The sequence below is a fragment of the Acidobacteriota bacterium genome (genome assembly GCA_016716905.1).
Classification (GTDB): domain Bacteria; phylum Acidobacteriota; class Vicinamibacteria; order Vicinamibacterales; family SCN-69-37; genus SYFT01.
In genome coordinates this window covers 1,354,801-1,372,818 of sequence record JADJUS010000022.1, presented here as the reverse complement: position 1 = coordinate 1,372,818, position 18,018 = coordinate 1,354,801, and the positions used below count along the sequence as shown (strand labels likewise).

The 18,018-nt window shown below is 64.4% G+C and carries 11 protein-coding genes; 7 read left to right on the top strand and 4 right to left on the bottom strand.

Annotation, left to right across the window (positions count from 1 at the left end; genetic code table 11):
* Positions 1-78 precede the first annotated feature (78 nt).
* The gene (locus IPL75_22060) at positions 79-975 is read right to left on the bottom strand and encodes a hypothetical protein (protein ID MBK9242882.1); all 897 of its coding nucleotides are present in this window, start codon (positions 973-975) and stop codon (positions 79-81) included.
* Positions 968-2,266, bottom strand: coding sequence for an amino acid permease (locus IPL75_22055; GenBank protein ID MBK9242881.1), 1,299 nt, complete (start codon positions 2,264-2,266; stop codon positions 968-970). The genes IPL75_22060 and IPL75_22055 overlap by 8 nt, the downstream gene beginning before the upstream one ends.
* Before the next feature lie 20 nt (positions 2,267-2,286).
* Here IPL75_22055 and IPL75_22050 point away from each other — a divergent pair, with 20 nt between their 5' ends.
* The 3 genes from IPL75_22050 to IPL75_22040 are packed head-to-tail and all read left to right on the top strand — an operon-like array spanning position 2,287 to position 6,334.
* Positions 2,287-3,519, top strand: a complete 1,233-nt coding sequence (locus IPL75_22050) for an FAD-binding oxidoreductase (GenBank protein ID MBK9242880.1) — start codon at positions 2,287-2,289, stop codon at positions 3,517-3,519.
* A gap of 41 nt (positions 3,520-3,560) precedes the next feature.
* Entirely contained in the window at positions 3,561-5,039 is a 1,479-nt protein-coding gene (locus tag IPL75_22045) for a DUF1800 domain-containing protein (GenBank protein MBK9242879.1), read from the top strand.
* Positions 5,040-5,068: 29 nt separating this feature from the next.
* Positions 5,069-6,334: a DUF1501 domain-containing protein gene (locus tag IPL75_22040; GenBank protein MBK9242878.1), complete on the top strand. Its 1,266-nt coding sequence runs from the start codon at positions 5,069-5,071 to the stop codon at positions 6,332-6,334.
* Between the two features lie 171 nt (positions 6,335-6,505).
* Here the strand turns inward: IPL75_22040 and IPL75_22035 are convergent, their stop codons facing one another.
* Entirely contained in the window at positions 6,506-9,283 is a 2,778-nt protein-coding gene (locus tag IPL75_22035; GenBank protein ID MBK9242877.1) for a protein kinase, read from the bottom strand.
* Between the two features lie 98 nt (positions 9,284-9,381).
* Positions 9,382-10,818 (bottom strand): PQQ-binding-like beta-propeller repeat protein, encoded by a 1,437-nt coding sequence (locus IPL75_22030; GenBank protein ID MBK9242876.1) that lies wholly within the window; start codon positions 10,816-10,818, stop codon positions 9,382-9,384.
* Between the two features lie 237 nt (positions 10,819-11,055).
* Here IPL75_22030 and IPL75_22025 point away from each other — a divergent pair, with 237 nt between their 5' ends.
* The 4 genes from IPL75_22025 (at position 11,056) to IPL75_22010 (ending at position 17,837) form a co-directional block, all read left to right on the top strand.
* Positions 11,056-11,400 carry a PadR family transcriptional regulator gene (locus IPL75_22025; GenBank protein MBK9242875.1) on the top strand — a complete coding sequence of 115 codons (345 nt, stop codon included), beginning with the start codon at positions 11,056-11,058 and terminating at the stop codon, positions 11,398-11,400.
* Positions 11,352-14,036: an ABC transporter permease gene (locus IPL75_22020; protein MBK9242874.1), complete on the top strand. Its 2,685-nt coding sequence runs from the start codon at positions 11,352-11,354 to the stop codon at positions 14,034-14,036. The genes IPL75_22025 and IPL75_22020 overlap by 49 nt, the downstream gene beginning before the upstream one ends.
* 36 nt (positions 14,037-14,072) lie before the next feature.
* Entirely contained in the window at positions 14,073-14,510 is a 438-nt protein-coding gene (locus IPL75_22015) for a hypothetical protein (GenBank protein MBK9242873.1), read from the top strand.
* Between the two features lie 132 nt (positions 14,511-14,642).
* Positions 14,643-17,837: a carboxypeptidase regulatory-like domain-containing protein gene (locus IPL75_22010; GenBank protein ID MBK9242872.1), complete on the top strand. Its 3,195-nt coding sequence runs from the start codon at positions 14,643-14,645 to the stop codon at positions 17,835-17,837.
* The last annotated feature ends 181 nt before the right edge of the window (positions 17,838-18,018 follow it).

Genomic DNA, 18,018 nt, shown 5'->3' with positions numbered 1-18,018 from the left:
GTAGGGCGCGCTGGGTCTCAAGCGCGCCGAGCACCGCGGCCTTGAGACCCAGGCCGCGCTACGAAATGCGCGCAGTTCCTAACTTCCCCAGTTCCCCAGTTGGATAGGTCTTGTCAGGCACGTAGGTCCGCCCCCGCCCTTGAGCGAGATCTCCGACCCGTCGTAGACCAGGACCTCGGCGCCGGCGCGTTCAAGGGCCGCGCTGGTTTTGGGGTTGCCTTCCGCCATCACGCACTTGCGCGGTGCAATGGCCAGCACGTTCGCGCCGATGGAATCGAACTCCTCATCGGGCACTTCAACCAGTGTGTAGCCGAGGTCACAGAGGCGTTCGCGGAACGACACGGGCATCAGCGGTGAATACACCACCGCGAGGTCGTGGTCCACGGGGCTGATGATCGACATCAGGTGGAACACGTCGCCGGCGCCCCGATAGTGGGGCAGGGGCACGACGATGAGTTCATCAACGGAGTCGCCGAGCAGGAGCCGAAGCTGCCGAATCCCCTCGTCGTTGGTACGGTAGCTGCGGCCCACCGCAGCCAGTCGCGGGCTCAGCCACGTCACATCGCCACCTTCAAGTGTTCCGGGTGGCTCGATGGCGCCGACGATCGGGATGCCGAGTGCGCGATAGGTGTCGGCAAGTGCTGCGGGTTCGCGGTCGCGCAGGGGCTTTCCCATGCGGCAGAGAATGGCGCCCCGGGCGCACATGACCGACGCATCACGCACATAAATCGAATCCAGGTTCAAGTGCTGCGGTGCTGTTGTGCTGTGGTACTCGTGTGCGCTGGCGCACTCGTGCACAGGCGCGCCTGTGCCAAGCAGTTCGACAAACCGCTCGTACTGCTCGACGGCTCTGCCGAAATCTGGCGCCGCAGTGAAATTGAGCGCCTGCCACTGCTCAGCGATCGTTGCGTCATCAACAAACGCCTCGCGCGCGTGGCGCACCAGGATGCGATTCCAGGGGCCGACGTCAGACACGGTCGCGAGTCACCCAGACAAAAACAGGCAGGCCCGCCAGCAACAGCAAGAAGCCCCAGTACACCGTTTCCGCACCAGCGCCGCCGATTGCCCACAACCCATACGCGAATGCGAGGCCTGCGACGGCCTTCATCCTGGCGGGCAGTTGGCCGGCGCCTGGTGGCACCGACGGATCCTTGATGCGAAATGTCGCGAGCGCCGAGAACACATAGGGCACAAGGGTTGACAGCGTCGAGAGCAGGATGATGAACGTGAAGAGTTCGACCAGGCCCCTGGTGTGGTTCGCCGCAATGAGCACCGAGGCCAGCACGCCGGCCACCAGCATTCCCGCCACTGGTGTGCCTTGCGGAGATACACGGGCGAAGATTTTCGGAAACAACCCGTCTTTGGCCACCGCCAGGGGCAACTGTCCGACGACCAGCGTCCATCCGTTGAGCGCGCCAAAACAGGAGATGGCGGCGCCAATCGCCACCAGGCTCGCCGCCGTGTTGCCAAACAGCGCGCGCGCCCCATCCGCAAACGGCGCGGTCGTCGTCGCAAGTGTTGCAGCCGGCACCAGTGACATCACGCCGATCGTACTCACGATGTAGATAGCGGCGGCGATCAGCGTACCGGCAATGGTTGCGCGCGGAATGGTTGTTTCGGGATTTGCGACGTGTCCCGCCGGAATCGTCGCGGCCTCAAGACCCAGAAATGCCCACAGCGTAAGCGTGGCCACCTGCGTCACCTGCCCAGCCGCATCGCCAAACGAGGTGGCCGTGACGGGGAAGTGTGCAGGCGAAAAATAGAAGAGACCCCCGATCCCCACGAGCACAAGTGGCATCAACTTCAGCACCGTGGTTACCACCTGCACTTGACCGGCCCGCCGCACTCCCGCGATGTTGATCAGGGTGAATGTCCACACCATGGCAATGGCCAGGATGGCGGCCAGGACGGGGGTTCGGACGATGGTGGGGAAAAACGGATCGAGGTATCCGACGCCCGCCACGGCAAGTGCCGCCGTGGAGCTCCAGACAGAAATCCAATAGCCCCAGGCCACCATGAACCCCGGAAGGTCTCCGAAGGCCATTCTCGTATACGCGTACGGTCCCCCGGCAGCGGGCCGGATGCGGGCGAGGCGCGCGAACACCAGGGCCAGGCACGTGGCCCCCGCGGCTGATGCCATCCACCCCACCAGGCTCAGGCCCCCAAATGCCGCGAGCGATGACGGCAACAGGAACACGCCGGATCCCACCATGTTGCCCATCACGAGCGCGGCCACCATCCAGAAACCCAACGAGTCGCGTTTCATGTGGGCTATTCTGTCTCGTAATGCCAGGCTACGGACTCTCATATTGGGCCACTCAGGCGGCGCCGGCCAAGTCACGAACCGCGCAGGGCAAGCCGGCAAAGGGTCGTCTCACCGCCGACGTGGTCGTGATTGGCGGCGGCTTCACCGGGTGTGCGGCCGCTTATACACTGGCCCAGGCCGGGCTCGACGTGGTGTTGCTCGAGGCGGATCATCTGGCTTCGGGCGCCACGCAGGGGTCGATTGGGGCGGTGCTGCCCGTGCCAGATGGATCGCTGATCGAAGTGGAAAAGACGGCCGGCAAACGCGCGGCCCACATTGCCTTCGCCGAACTTCAACGCAGCGTGCGCGATCTGTCGGCCACCATGAAGCGGTTGAAGATCCGCTGCGACCTCAGCCCGATGCCGCTCCTGGTCAATGCGCCGTTCACCAACGACGGGGCCGTCCTGAAGAAAGAAGTATCGGCACGCAAGGCCGCAAAGCTCGACGCCACCTGGTTGACGCAGGCCGCCTCGATCGAGGCCCTCGCCACCGAAACACAGGGAGCGATGCGCCTGCACGATGCCGCAGTCCTGCACCCGATTCGCGCTGCCCTCGGACTGGCCGAAGCCGCCCGAGCGAAGGGTGCTCGAATCTTCGAACAGACCCGCGTGAAAAAGACCACGTTCACCCGCAAGGACGCCACCGTCGCCTTCAACGGCGGCACCATCGTCACCCGTGGAGTGGTGGTGGCGACAGGGACGCCGGGTCCGGTGTTCCACCAACTCGACCGGCACGTCCGGACGACGCGCGGATATGTGGTGGTCACTGAGCCGCTGACGCCGGCCATGCGCAAGCTGGTGGGCTCGCGGGCGGCCCTCTATACGGAAGGCACGGAATCTCCCCGGTTCCTGCGGTGGCTCGACGGAAATCGGGCGCTGTTTGCGGGTTTGACCGGGCCGGAGGTAGCGTCGGGGCCCTTGCGTGACGCGGCGGTGCGGCAACGCGCGAACCAGCTGATGTACGAACTGTCGCTGCGGTATCCCGATATCTCGGGCCTGCCGCCGGCGTACGGCTGGGATTTGCCTATTGTCGGCACGGCTGACGGGTTGCCCTGGATTGGCCCCCACCGGAACTATCCGTTTCACTTCTTTTCCATCGCCTTCGGGTGGCATGGCGAGGCATTTGCATGGCTTGCCGCCAGGGCTGCGGCGCGCTTTTTCACCGGCCAGGCCACCAAAGACGACCAGATGCTGGGATTCATGCGGGCCCTGTAACCTTCGGGGCCGGGTTCGGGTCAAACGGGAGGGGTAACTTCATGAACACCATCGGACGACTCAGCGACCGGCCCCAACTGGACCACCTGCTGCTGCGGGTCGGTTTCGGTGCCACGCCGGCCGAGCGCGCCTTCTACGAAGAGATGTCGTACGGGGAGGCCGTTGCCGCCCTGGTGGATTTCAACCCCGCCGACCCCGCGAACGACGTAGACGCCAAGATTGGGACGCCAGGGTATCTGGGCATCACCGCGCGCAACGGATTCATGCCGAACACGGTGATCAACGATGCGCGCCAGCGTTGGGTATTCCGGATGGTGCATTCCCCGGCGCCGCTCCAGGAGCGGATGGCGCTGCTCTGGCATCATCACTTCGCCACGGCGTACAGCAAGCTGGCCGGCACGGTGGGCGCCACTGAGGCCACGCGCCTGATGGCGGCCAAGCCGTCGGAAGACACGGCGCAGGTGCGCGGGCAAATCGAACTGTTTCGCCAGCGCGGACTTGGCAAGTTCAGCGAGCTGCTGGTGGAAGTGGCCAAAGACCCGGCCATGATCTACTGGCTCGACGGCAACACCAACCTCAAGGCCAAACCGCAGGAAAATTTCGGCCGCGAACTCATGGAGTTGTTCACGTTTGGCGTGAGCAACTACACGGAAGCCGACGTGTATGCGGCCGCTCGGGTGTTCACCGGGTGGAACATCGCGCAACGCGGCACGCGCAATACGCCGACGGCGTACTACGCCTTCAACTACAACGCGGCGCAGCACGACGTGACGGCGAAAACGTTCTCATTCCCGATCTATGCGAATGGGTCGAAGACCATCCCGGCGCGGGCTGCGGCGTCGGGGATGCAGGATGGTCTTGACCTGATCGCCGCGCTTGCTGTGCATCCCGAGACCGCGAAGCGGCTGGCGGGCCGGCTGTGGAACTGGTTTGTCAGCGATATTGAAGCGCCGGACCCGGCATTTGTGAGCGCGATCGCCGCGGTATATCTCTCGTCGGGCACCGACATGCGCGAGGTCATCCGTGAGATTGTGCGCTCTACACAGTTCCGCGACCCGCGCCATCGCTACCAGCGCCATTCGTGGCCTGTCGAGTACGTGGTTCGTGCGTTGAAGGAAATGGGCCACCTCGGGTTTTCAGCCAACGACACGCTCACGCCGATGCTCAACATGGGACAACAGCTGTTCGAGCCGCCCGACGTGAATGGGTGGGCGATTGGCCCCGCATGGTTTTCCACCGGCGGTATGCTCGCGCGGATGAATTTTGCTTCTGTGTTGGCCACCAACCAGCGGTTCGAACTGCGCAATACGTCGCGGCCCTACAATCAGACTCCTGAAACGCTGATCGACTACGCCGTCAGCCGCCTCAGCCTGCCGGAAGTACCGCCTGAGGTCTATAACCCGCTCGTGGACTATGTGCGTGCCGGTGGCACATGGACGGGGTCTGAGACCCAGTTGCTCAACAAGGCCGGCGGCGTGTTTCACCTGCTCACTGGATCGGGCGAGTACCAGTTCGTCTAACCTCGCATCAAAACCCGCGAAGGACAGCCATGAAGGTCACTCGACGACAATTCGTCAAAGGCGGCGTGACGGCATTCACCGTCAGTTTTGCCGCACCCGCGTTTCTCTCAGACATCGCGAGGGCGCAGGGCGCGTCACGCCGGAACCTGGTGGTGTTGTATCTGAGCGGCGGCAACGACGCGCTCAGCACCCTGATTCCCTACGGCGACAGTTTTTACTACAGCCGGCGCCCCGCCATCGCCGTGCCCGCGGCCAACGTCCTGCAGGTTGGCACTGACTCATCCGGCAAGGCGCTCGGCCTGCATCCGCGTCTGACGGGCTTGAGCCAGATCTTCAATCAGGGAAAGCTCGCGCTCATCCAGCGCACGGGCTACACCAATTCCAGCCGGTCGCATTTTCTGGGCACCGACATCTGGTCCACCGCCAATCCCGCCAATTCAAGCGGCACGGGCTGGCTGGGTCGCTACCTCGACGCGTTGCCTGACCCCGTGGACCCACTCGTGGCCTGGAGCACCGTGCGCGAACTGCCACACTCGCTCGAATCGCGCGAGGTCAGCGTCGCCGCCATCCCGTCGGTGGCCGGTTATTCCTTCCTGAGTCCCAACACCGGCGCCGAAGCCGGGTATTCGCGCGCGACGATGACGACGATGGCGTCGCATGTGCCGGTGGACCGTCCGCATGTGGCGTTTGTCAACGCCACGTCGCAGGCGGCGATGGCCACGCTCGACCGCGTCGCCACGGTCGGCACTTATACCGGCACGGTGGCCTACGCCAACAACGGTCTGGCGCAAGCGCTCAAGGCCGTGGCGGGCTCCATCGCAAAAGGCATCGGCACAAAGGTTTTCTGGGTGCAGTTGGGTGGGTTCGATACACACGCGACGCAGAACACCAATGCGGCCAATGCCGGCTACGCGAACCTCATGGGATCCGTGGGCGACGGGCTGCTCGCGTTTTACAACGACATGCGCAACCAGGGCCTGCTCAACGACACGCTCGTGCTCCAGTTTTCGGAGTTCGGCCGCCGCATCAGCGAAAACGGCAGCCAGGGCACGGACCACGGCGCTGCGGGACTGATGATGGCGATGGGGGGCGGCGTGCAAGGCGGCCTCTATGGCACTGCGGCATCGCTCAACCCGAACAACGTGGATGGCACGCTCGAAAACAGCGGCGCCGACGTGAAGTACGAAACCGACTTCCGTTCGGTCTACGCGCGCGTGCTCGACAACTGGCTCGGCACAGACTCGGTCCCCATCCTCGGCGCGGACTACCGCAAGAGCAGCCTCACGTTCATCTGACGCGTGGCGGGTATTTCGTAGCGCGGCCTGGCCTCAAGGCCGCGTAGTCCGGCGCGCTTGAGACCCAGCGCGCCCTACGAGGACACGTATTTCAGCGGACTGGCATTTCGTAGCGCTGCCGGCAGCGTGCTGGCATCTCGTAGCGCGGCCTGGGTCTCAAGGCCGCGGCTTTTATCTGTTCTTCTGCAGCGTCTTCAGCGGCCCAAAGTCCGCGTCCGCGTTGGCCCACTGTTTCGCGAGCGAGTCGAAGAGCTGGCCGGCGCCGACGGTGTCGCCCTTCTGTTTGAGCAGGATGCCGAGCGCGAGTCTGGCGCCCATGACCTCTTTGCTTGGGCCGAGCACCCTCAGCGCGTCTGCGGCTAGCCGATAGCTCGCGATGGCGTCGTCAATCGCACCATTCCGCTCATGAATCAGCCCCATGTAGTAGTGAAGCTCGAGCGAGCGAGGGCGCCGCGCCAGGTACGCGTCAATCATGGCGGCGGCGTCCTTCACGCGGCCGTCAGCGCCGGCGAGCAAGGCCCGAGTCACCAGCACCGGCTGGGCTTGCTGCGGATCATTGAGATCCGCGTTGTCGAGCTGCGGCAGCAGCGTGCGCACGGTGGCCATGTCGCCCGTGGTCGCGAGCGCGGAAGCAATCGGGGCCACGCCTTCCTGCGGCAGGCTCTGCCTGGCAAACGCCTTGAGGCGCGGCAGCCATTCGCCCCCCTGCAATACGGCCAGCGTCATGGTTTCGGCGGCGTCGATGCCCTGACGTGCTCCGGGGTCTGATGTGCCGCCCATCTGCGCCCGGAGCTGCTCCATGATGCGTGAGAACTCTTTGACGCGCCCATCCCAAATCGCCAGATTTGAATCCGAAAAGAGCAGCTGGACTGGCGAGCCCAACGTGCGCGCAGTGCTCTCAAATTCCGCCGCACGCGGGTGTCCTTGCACGCGCGCGACAATCCACCGCGTGATGGCCAAGCCCGGGTCCGGCCTCACTGCCAGGGCGCGGTCAATCATCGCGAACGCCTCGTCGTACCGCGCCAAGAAAAGCAGGGCGTAGGCGGAGTTCGAGATCGGCAGCGGTTCATCCGGAGCGATCTCGTTCGCGATGGTGTATTCCCTGAGCGCATCCTCGAACAGGCCCTGGCCCAACAGCACCACGCCGAGGTTGTTGCGCGCCGTGAAGTCACGCGGATACGCGGCCGTCATCATCTCAAGCGTGGTGCGTGCCTGCGCCGGATTGAGCGTCACGCGCGTGGCGTGGCTCCACGTGATGTACAGCCGCTCGTATTCGCTGACACGATCGCGCAGGTCGTAGGCCTTCTGGGTGTACTTCTTCGCATCGTCTCCGCGGCCGAGATTTGAACTGACCACGCCCCATTTCGCCCAGGCGAGCGCGAAGTTCGGGTCGAGCTGAGTCGCCTGTTCGTAGAAAGGAATGGCCGCATCATCGCCCCGGGTTTGCCGGGCGCGGCTGGCCATGCCGTAGGCCTTGAGGGCGGCGAGCGACGCGGTGGTGGCCTCGGTAATGGGGACGTCGTATTTTTCGATCGACGCCAGCGACTCGCCAAGGCCCGTACGCAACTTCGTGATCGCGGCGCCCACCTGCGTGAGGACATCCTCTTTCGACGCGGCCTGCACCTGCTGCTGCGCCAGCGATGCGCCGGTCATGCAATTGTGCACGCCGATGGTAATGACGTAGTTCGTGCCGAGCGGTGCGATGGATCCTTCCACCGAGGCCTTCGCACCGGATCGTTGACAGATTTCCCTCGCCACGGCGCTGGTCAGCGGTTCGTCGGCCGCGCGCGACATGAGACGCAGCGTCCGCTGCACACTCTGATCGGCCAGCAGCGTCACGAATGGCGTTTGCTGCAACTGCACCGCCACCGCCTGCCGCAGCGCATCGTCAAACACCGCGTCTCCGGTGGTGTTGTCGAAATCCGCAATGATGATCGTGTCGCGTTCGGTGAAGGCTGGTGTGCGGGTCGACTGCCAGAAGAAAAACGCCGCGACGAGCACGGCGACGACCGGAATACCCAGCAACAGGGCCTTTGACTTCGGCTTGGGAGCCGGAACGGATGCGGCGGCTGTGGCAGCGGTCGCGACGTTGGTTGAACTGGTGTCGCGCCGGAGGCGCGAGAGCTCCGACAGCATGTCGGCCGCCGTCTGGTACCGCATCTTGCGGTCCTTCTCCAGCGCGCGCGTGATCACGTGTTCAAGGTCGGCCGGCACGGCCGGATTGATCTGAAGCACCGGGACAGGGTCGCGGTTGAGAATCGAGTCAAACACCACCGCGGTGGTCTGGCCGCCGAAGGCCTGGCGCCCCGTCGCCATCTCGTACAGGACCAGGCCCAGGGAGAACAGATCGGTGCGGCCATCCGTGACCTCGCCTCGTGCCTGTTCGGGTGACATGTAGTTGACCGAACCAATGGCGGTGCCTGGCGTGGTGAGCGCTTCCGCGGCGACGCGCGTATCGTCGCCGGCCGCCATATGTTCCGGCCCGGCCGTGGCCACGCCGAAGTCGAGCAGTTTCGCCTGTCCGCGTGTGGTGATGAAGATATTCGCGGGTTTGATGTCGCGGTGCACGATGCCCTTCGTGTGGGCCACTTCAAGTGCGTCTGCGATCTGGCACCCCACATCCAGGATCTGCTCGATGGGTAAGGGCTTGTCCTGAATCAGCGTCTTGAGCGAGTCGCCCTCCAGCAGTTCCATAACAAAGAACTGGCGCCCCTCGTACAGGCCGCTTTCATGAACGGTGCAGATGTTCGGGTGGTTGAGAGACCCGGCCAGTTTGGCCTCACGTCCAAACCGGTCTGCGGCCTCCGACGACATGACAAGCGACTCGGGCAGGAACTTGAGCGCCACCTTTCGGTTCAGCTTGGTGTCTTCGGCCTCATAGACGATGCCCATCCCTCCGCTGCCGAGCTGACGGATGATGCGGTATTGGAGAACGGACGTGCCGACCATCGGCAGATTATAGGTGGTCCGGGGTCCAGAGTCCTGAGTCCAGGGCTTGCCTCGCCGTAGCCTTGGCGAAGGCGGGTCCAGGGTCCAGGGTCCTGCGGCTACTTGGCGATTCGGTAGAGCTTTGTCTCCGTCCGGATGAACAATGCACCGTCGGCGACGGCTGGGGAGGCGAGCGTCATTTCATCGAGCGCGTTCTGGCGGATCTCGCGGTATTCGCCGGCCGGTTCCACGACGACGGTTGTGCCTTCTTCATCCAGGAACAAGAGGCGGTCGCCGAGAGCGATGGGCGATGCCGAAAAGGTGTGGCCGGTGCCGCCGACGCGGGCCTTGTAGAGTTCCTTGCCGGTTTCGGCGTCGAGCACCGTCATGATGCCCGTGTCGTGGAGCAGGTACATGCGTCCGCTGTGCAGGATGGCCGAGGGCGTGTAGCCCGACGCGCGTGGATGCGACCAGGCAATGAACTCGTTGCTCGTTGCGTCACCGGTGAGCGAGATGTCGCCCGACGCACCGGGCCGGACGGCAAAAAACGGACGGCTGGCGTCGCCGCCTTGCGCGCCGGTGCCGACGAACAGCAGTCCATTGGCGGCAAACGCCGACGGTGTCGGCATGGTCGTGCCGGCAATGGTGATGCGCCATAGTTCCTTGCCATCGAGGTCGTACGACCGCACCGATCCGTGGCCCGTCGTCACCACCTCGGTCCGACCCGCGTGCGTCCAGAGGTACGGCGTGTTCCAGGACGAATGCAGCAGTCCTTTTGATGACCTGGGTGTGCGCCACAACTCGGCGCCGGTCTTTGCATCGAGCGCGGTCAGGAAAGACTCCTGCTCGCTGTCCTGCAGCAGGAAGACCTTGCCTGCATGGACCACCGGCGATGAGGCCGTGCCGAAATCGAGATAGATGCGTTGCGGGGACCACTGCTTCTTCCAGAGCAGCGTGCCGTCGAGCGAATAGACGAACAGGCCGAGGTTCTGACCGAACGACACATACAGCCGTTCGCCGTCGGTAAACGGCGTTTCCGACGAGTAGGTGTTCTTGCGGTGGCGGCCGCCAAACGGCAAGCCCTTGTGGGCCTCTCGTTCCCAGAGCAGCTTTCCGGTCTGCGCGTTGTAGGCGTAGACCATGTAGCGGATTTCGTCCGACTCCTCCGGAATTTCGTTGTCGCGGGCTCGTACCAGGCGATTGACTTCAGCGGCCGGCACGCCCTTCGCGCGAAGCTCCGCGATGTAGTCGTTGCCATACAGGCCCGGTGAGGGCTGCTTGAAGGGTTTGCCGCTGATGGCCGACGTCAGGTACACGACGCGATTCCAGATGACCGGCGACGACCACCCGCGCCCGGGCACATCGATCGCCCACTTCACGTTTTCGGTCTTCGACCAGGTCAGCGGCAGGCCAGGGGCCTCGGCCACACCGTTGGCAGCCGGGCCGCGGAAGCCCGGCCAGTTCTCGGTCGGCGCGGCCGAGAGTGCGGCCAGGCCGGAAACCAGGGCCAGTCCCGCGGTGGCGATGTGGACAGATCGCGGACCCCACTTCGTCATAGCAAAAGACTCTACCGCACGCGGGTCCGGAGTCCAGAGTCCCGGGTCCAGAGTCCAGGGTCCAGGGGTCGGAGTCCAGGGTCCAGGGTCCAGAGTCCAGGGTCCGGCTCGGAGTCCTGGGGTCCGGGAGTCCAGGGGTCCCGGGGGCCTGCCAACCTTTGGCGCGGTCCCGTCGTCCAAGCCTCCACTAGTCGTTCTAACGGTGCAACATCAGGACATCTAGTGGAGGGCCGGAGGATGACACGCAAGGCGACGGGAACACAGGGCGATCTGCTGCAGGGCACGCTGGATTTACTCGTGCTGCAGACGCTGCAGCTCGGCCCGGCACATGGCTACGACATCGCCTCCACCATTGCCCGGCGCTCCGACGATGTGCTGCAGGTGGAGCAGGGGTCGTTGTACCCGGCGCTGCAGCGCATTGAGGGGCGCGGGTGGATCACGTCGTACTGGGGGACGTCGGGCAGCAACCGCCGCGCGCGATTCTACAAGCTGACCGCGAAGGGCAAGCGCCAGCTCGCGACTGAAGCCACCCGGTGGGAGGCGCTGGCGCGCGCGGTGGCGCGCGTGATGCGGCCGGTGTGATGTTCTGGAAACGACTATTCGGCCGGGCCCGTCGCGATCGCGATCGCGACGAGGAGTTGCGCCTGCATCTGGCGATGCACATTGATGACCTGGTTGCCCGCGGCGTTCCTGTTGCTGAGGCCAGACGTCAGGCACACCTGTCGCTGGGTAACGCGCGGTCGAGGCGCGAGGAGATGGACGATATGCAACGACTGCCCTTCGTCGAGACATTCAGCCGTGACGTCCGGTATGCGGTCCGGATGCTGCGACGGACGCCGGCGTTCACGATCACCGCCATCTCCACCCTGGCGCTGGTGATCGGCGCCAACACCGCCGTGTTCAGTCTGGCGAACGCGCTGCTGCTCAAGCCCCTGCCATTTCCGGACGCCGACCGGCTCGCGCTGGTCAGCACCGAGTTTGCGTCGCCTCGAGGGAGCGGCAGTGGCCACTCCGTTGATGGCGCCACCTGGAAGGCGCTGGCGTCTGGTCCGATGGGCGCCGGGGCCGCCGTATTCACCAACTGGACGGCGGGCGTAAATCTGGTGGTGAATCAGCAGGCGCGCTTCGCCGACCAGCAGCGGGTGGGCGCGGGATTCTTCCGCGTGCTGGGTGTGCTGCCGGCGGTGGGACGCGAGTTCACGGTTGACGAGGATGTGCCGGGCGGACCGGCGGTCGCCATCCTCAGTCATGCGTTGTGGATGAGCGCCTTCGCCGGCAACAACTCGATCCTCGGGCAAACGATCCTGCTTCGTGGCGAACCCTGGCAGGTCATCGGCATCATGCCCGAGGGGTTCCGGGGCACAGTGGATGCCGACGTGTGGACGCCACTGCGGCCGACGACGAGCGGTGAGGGCGGCGGCACCAACTACGCCGTGATTGTGCGAGTGCCGGATGGACAATCGGTTGCTGATGCGGAAAGGCAGGTCGGCCCGGCGGTCGCCGAAGCGATGCGCGTCCAGTTCAGCGCGGCGGACGTGACCGTCACCGCCGGGCTTGAACCGCTCAAGGAAGTACTTTCGGCCGACAATCGCGAGCCCATCGTGATGCTGAGTGCTGCCGTGGCCACCGTGCTCGTGATCGCGTGCGTCAACCTCGCCGCACTGCTCCTGGCAAGAGGGGGCGCACGTTCGAAGGAACTGGCGACGCGCATGGCGCTGGGCAGTGGTCGCGCTTCGGTCATCAGGCAGCTCATGACCGAGAGCCTGGTGTTGGCCCTCGCCGGAGGCGCCGCAGGCCTGCTGGTTGGCTGGCTCGGACTCGGCGGCCTTCAGGCGATTTCAGGCGACCGGTTCCTCGACTGGCAACGCGTCACGATTGATGGGCCGGTCGTGGTGTGGTGTGCCGGATTGTCGTTGTTGACCAGCCTGATCTTCGGGCTGGTTCCCGCCTGGCAGGTGACGCGTCTCGACGTGCAGGCGGCGCTCATTGAAGGCGGCAACCGCTCGGTGGCCGGTGGCGCAAGCCACTGGACCCGTCGTGGCCTGATCGTCGCGCAGGTCGCCCTCGGTGTCGTGTTGCTCGTCAGCGCGGGCTTGCTCGTGCGCACGTTCGTGAACCTCCAGTCGCTGAAACCTGGTTTCAACCCGCAAGGCCTGACGACCACGGCCGTGTCGCTGCTCGATGCACGCTATCCGTCGCCGATCGAGGTCAACGTGCTGTTCGACAAGACCCTCGAGCGATTGCGGCTGACGCCGGGCGTGGACGCGGCTGCCGTCTCGCTCGGCCTGCCGTACGAACGGGTGCTCAACATGGGGTTCAGGTACCCGGGCGAAGAACGCGGCCGCACCGCCAGCGTCATGTACGTCTCGCCGGACTTTTTCAGGACCTTCCAGATCCCGGTGAACCGGGGCCGTGAGTTCCGCGCCTCTGACGCTGCAACCACATTGCCTGTGCTGGTCGTGAACGAGGCGTTCAGCCGGCTCTACTCGAAGGACCGGGACGTCATGGGGCGCATGATTCAATTTGCCGGCGCCCAGCGTGAAGTGGTGGGCGTGGCCGGCGACGTCCAGATGCGTCCGGGCTTCCAGGTGGATGGCCTGGTGCCCGGCCCGGTCGTGTCGTCGCCCACGATCTATCTGCCCGCCGCGCAAGTCAACCAGGGGATTGTGGGCACCCACATCTGGTTCCCGCCCGTGTGGACGGTGCGCGCCAGCTCACCTGAGACCGCCGCGAGAGCCCTGACAGACGCGATGGCCGGCGTGGACCCATTGCTGCCGCTCGGCCAGATCCGGCAGATGTCGGATGTGCGCGCCAGTGCCACGGCCGAACACAGCATGCTGATGCTGCTCGTGGGCGCGCTGGCGCTCGTCGCCTTGCTCCTGGCGGCGATCGGCCTGCACGGTCTGATCTCGCATTCGGTGACCGAGCGTACTCGCGAGTTCGGCATTCGCCTCGCGCTCGGCGCCTCGCCATCTGGCCTGGTCCGGTCGGTTGCTGAGAGCGGCGTCGTCCTCGTCGCCATTGGCGTCGTCATCGGCGCGCTGCTCGCCGTGCCGGCGTCGAGCCTGGTGGCCTCTGTCCTCTACGGTGTGGCGGAACGTGATCCCCTGACGTACACCGGCGCCGCCGCGTTCCTCCTGGTCGTTGCCGCAGTGGCCAGCGTGATTCCGGCACTGCGCATCCTCCGCCTCGACCCCGCCACCACGCTCCGCCAGTAGACCGCCGGCAAGGTATCATTCGCGGCGAGGTCATTCATGTCCGAACCCGCACAGAGCTATAAGAACCACACCAAGTTCGTCCCCGCATTTCACTTTGTCGCCGTCCCGATCTTGCTGGTGAATTTCATCTGGGCGGCCAAGGTCGCGATGCAGGCACCCGCTACGCCTACGATCCTCGCGGCCGCGACGGCCCTTGCCCTCCTGCTCATGGCGTTTCTGGCGCGGATGTTTGCGCTGAAGGCGCAGGACCGCGTGATTCGCCTCGAGATGCGCATGCTGCTGCGGGAACTGTGGCCCGCCGGGCTTCACCCGAAGATCAGCGAGTTCACGACGAGCCAACTGATCGCCCTCCGCTTTGCCAGCGACGCCGAACTGCCCGAATTGGCTCAGACGGTGCTTCGCGACGGCATCACCAACCAGAAGCAGATCAAGCTCATGATCAAGAACTGGAAGGCTGACCACCAGCGGGTCTGAGTCGACCGCTTACCCGTGATCGCAGAAGTCACGAAAGGGTCATGATTCGATAAAGACACAGCGTCCTAACATCGCTCCTCGCCACAACACATCCGTCAAGGCAACACCGTTGTGGCATTGAGGAGAAAAAGGATGATGCGAGTCTTTCGGGTAATGCTGTTCGCCGCCGCGGCGACGGTGATGATGACCGGAGCGGCCCTGGCGCAGGGATCGATCTTCGGGAAAGCGACTGACACCTCCGGCGGCGTACTGCCGGGCGTGACCGTGACGGTGACCGGGCCGGCGCTGCAGGCGCCGCTTGTGGTGGTGACCGGCAGCAGTGGCGCGTACCAGATTCCGACGGTGCCGAACGGGACGTTCTCGGTGACGTTTGAACTGAGCGGCTTCAAAAAAGTGGTCCGCAACAACATTGTGATCACCAGCGGCTTCAACGCGCCGGTGGACATGAAGCTGGAAGTCGGCGCGATGTCGGAAGAACTGACCGTCTCGGCGGCGGCCCCCGTCGTTGACACGAAGAAGACCACGTCGGGTGCGACGTTCACGTCGGAGATTCTCGAGAAGATTCCGACGGCGCGTGACCCGTGGCAAATCATCAACATGACCCCCGGCGTGCAGGCCGGCCTCAACGTCGGCGGCTCATCGTCGGGCCAGCAGGTGGGCCTGGCGTCGCGCGGCACGGGCGCGAGTGTGCAGTGGAACCTCGAAGGTGGGTCCATCACGGACCTGTCGTCGAACTCATCGCCGACCTACTTCAATTTCGATTCGTTCGACCAGATCTCGGTGACCAACGGCGGCGGCGACGTGTCGGTGCAGTCGTCGGGTTTGTCGATCAACCTGATCACCAAGAGCGGCAGCAACGTGTTCAAGGGATCGGTGGTGGGCACGTTCGAAAACGACAAGATGCAGAACAACAACGTGACCGAAGCGCAGTTCGCAAAGGGCACGTCGGGCTTCCTGTCGGGCGCGCCGATCAAGAAGATCTACAACATTTCGGGTGAGTACGGCGGGCCGATCGTGAAGAACCGGCTGTGGTGGTGGGCGGCGGTGGACAAACAGGCCATCAACGCGGGTGTGGTCAACTTCTTCGATCGCTCGAGAGCCGAGTGCGTGGGGTATGCCGATGCACAGCGGGCTGGATCGTTGCTGGTTGGCGCCGACGCCATCACGTTTGCCGACCTCGAAGATGTGCAGGATTGCCTGTCGAACGATCAGACCATCCTCAAGCACCAGCAGGTCAAACTCAACTACCAGTTGAACGCCTCGCACAAATTCCAGTACCAGCTCGGCACCGACAACAAGCGGCGCAATGCACGCAACGCGACAGCCAACACGGAGAAAGAAGCGACGCAGCAGCAGACAGGCGAGAAGTTCTGGGGCGCGCTTCGCACGCCGACGCATCAGGCAACGCACACGTTCATTGCGAGTGATCGGCTCGTGTTCAACACGGCGTTTACCAAGGTGTTCGGCGGGTTCTTCCTGGACTATCAGGACTTCGAGTCGTGTGGATCGACGCGGTATACGGGGTCCACGGATCTGGCCTCCTATCCGCAGGCGGCCAACCCGAACTGCATGTTCAACATCCAGCCGCAGACCATTCAGACCACGGGCAACCTGAGCAGGTCGATTGGGGCGTCGTATCAGACCGTGCGTCCGTCCACGGAGCTGAAGACTGACGGCACGTATTTCATGACCAACGTCCTCGGCGGCGACCATAGTCTGAAGTTCGGCGTGGGCTATCGCCGTAATCCGATCACATCGTTCTCGCACGAAAGCGGCGGCGGCCGGGCGGTGGTGCAGTGCGTCGGCAATGCGCTGGCCAACTGCGGTGACGGCAAGACCTACGTGGCCGTCGGCTCCTCGACGGGCCTGGTGCCGCGCAATGCCAACCTGAATCGTGACTCGCTCCTGAACAATGACTGGTGGTCGTATAACGGCTACATCCAGGATTCCTACAGCTACAAGCGCCTGCGTGTGAATGCCGGCCTTCGCTACGACTGGCAGCAGTCGAAGTGGATGGGCGGCTGCGTCACAGCAAACGTGCTGGTGCCGACGATGTTGCCGGCGCAGTGTGATGAAGAGACGTCGAGCGGCGTGAGCCCACTGACCGGCCAGGTGGAAGAGATTCGGCCGTTCTCGAATTGGTCACCACGCATGTCGCTGACGTATGACGTCTTCGGCGACGGCAAGACCGCCCTCAAAGCGACTGGGTCCTACTACTACGCGACGAAGATCACGCTGGCCAACGCGCTCTCGGGCCTGCCGACCACGGTCGGCCTGACCTGGGGCAACAACCAGACCAGTGGCGCGTGTGCCACGGCCGCCGGTTCCACCTGCTGGACCGACGCGAACCGCGACGGCTTCGTCCAGCCCGGTGAGCTCATCGGGACGCCGACCGGACCCAACAACTTCATCAACGGTGTACTTCAGGCCGGCGGCAATCTCGTGTCCGACGCGGCGAAGCTCGCCCGGACCCGGGAGGTGACGATGGGCGTGTCGCACGAGCTGATTCCCAATCTGGCCATCGGCGCCGACTACATCTATCGCCGCTTCGACCATGGCACTCAGGCGTACGTCCTCGGCTACGAGCCGGGTGCGGCCGGCTTCCCGGTGTCGAATATCTACAACAGCACCGGAATCGTGCACACCGACACGGTGACGGGCAAGACCGCGACGTATTACACGGTGCAGCAGGGGCTGACGCGGCCGACCGGTCAGACCGTGACCGCGTTGAACCTGGACTACCAGACGTATCAGGGCGTGGACCTGACGTTGAACAAACGCTACAGCGACAAGTGGCAGATGAATGTCGCGGTCACGATCCAGAAGCGCAACGACTACGATGCGTACTTCACGAACCCCACCGGTGTGGACCTGTACGACGGCCTGAATACCGGCACACGATACCTGGTGAAGGTGAATGGCAGCTATGACCTCCCCTGGGGCATCATGGCGTCCACCAACTTCAACATGAACGACGGCGCGACCCGCGACATGACGATTAACGGTCCGGGCCAGGTGTACGGTGGCACCTCAGGCACCATCAACTACGCCACGTTGAACTTCGAGACGGGCGGCTCTACGCGCCTGGAGAAGACCATTCTCTGGGATGCCGGCCTGAACAAGACGTTCACGTTCCGCGGCGGCCAGAACCGGGTGAAGGTCACGATCGACGGGTTCAACATCCTGAACTCGGCGCCCGTGCTGGGCTTTTCGAGCAACAACCTGAGCACGCTGGGCACGACGGCCAACCCCGTCATCCCGGCCGAGCGCATTGCCACGATCCTGCCGCCGCGCGTCTTCCGCGCCGGCGTGACCATCTGGTTCTAAGCGGGCCCGTCTAGGCCTAGCCGCCTTCGCCCTTCGGGCTTCGGCGAGCGAAGGCGGACCGATCAAAAGACCGACCGGCTCCGGGCATTTACTTGCCCGGGGCCGTTTTTATTGGCGATCCTGAGACTTTCCTGAGGCCTTCCCCTGACCTTCCTGAGGACTTGAGCGCAACTTGCGCGCA

Excerpts from the sequence above, each read along its gene's own strand:
- IPL75_22055 (MBK9242881.1), bottom strand. The coding sequence starts at position 2,266 with ATGAAACGCGACTCGTTGGGTTTCTGGATGGTGGCCGCGCTCGTGATG.
- IPL75_22050 (MBK9242880.1), top strand. The coding sequence starts at position 2,287 with ATGCCAGGCTACGGACTCTCATATTGGGCCACTCAGGCGGCGCCGGCC.
- IPL75_22045 (MBK9242879.1), top strand. The coding sequence starts at position 3,561 with ATGAACACCATCGGACGACTCAGCGACCGGCCCCAACTGGACCACCTG.
- IPL75_22040 (MBK9242878.1), top strand. The coding sequence starts at position 5,069 with ATGAAGGTCACTCGACGACAATTCGTCAAAGGCGGCGTGACGGCATTC.
- IPL75_22035 (MBK9242877.1), bottom strand. The coding sequence starts at position 9,283 with ATGGTCGGCACGTCCGTTCTCCAATACCGCATCATCCGTCAGCTCGGC.
- IPL75_22030 (MBK9242876.1), bottom strand. The coding sequence starts at position 10,818 with ATGACGAAGTGGGGTCCGCGATCTGTCCACATCGCCACCGCGGGACTG.
- IPL75_22025 (MBK9242875.1), top strand. The coding sequence starts at position 11,056 with ATGACACGCAAGGCGACGGGAACACAGGGCGATCTGCTGCAGGGCACG.
- IPL75_22015 (MBK9242873.1), top strand. The coding sequence starts at position 14,073 with ATGTCCGAACCCGCACAGAGCTATAAGAACCACACCAAGTTCGTCCCC.
- IPL75_22010 (MBK9242872.1), top strand. The coding sequence starts at position 14,643 with ATGATGCGAGTCTTTCGGGTAATGCTGTTCGCCGCCGCGGCGACGGTG.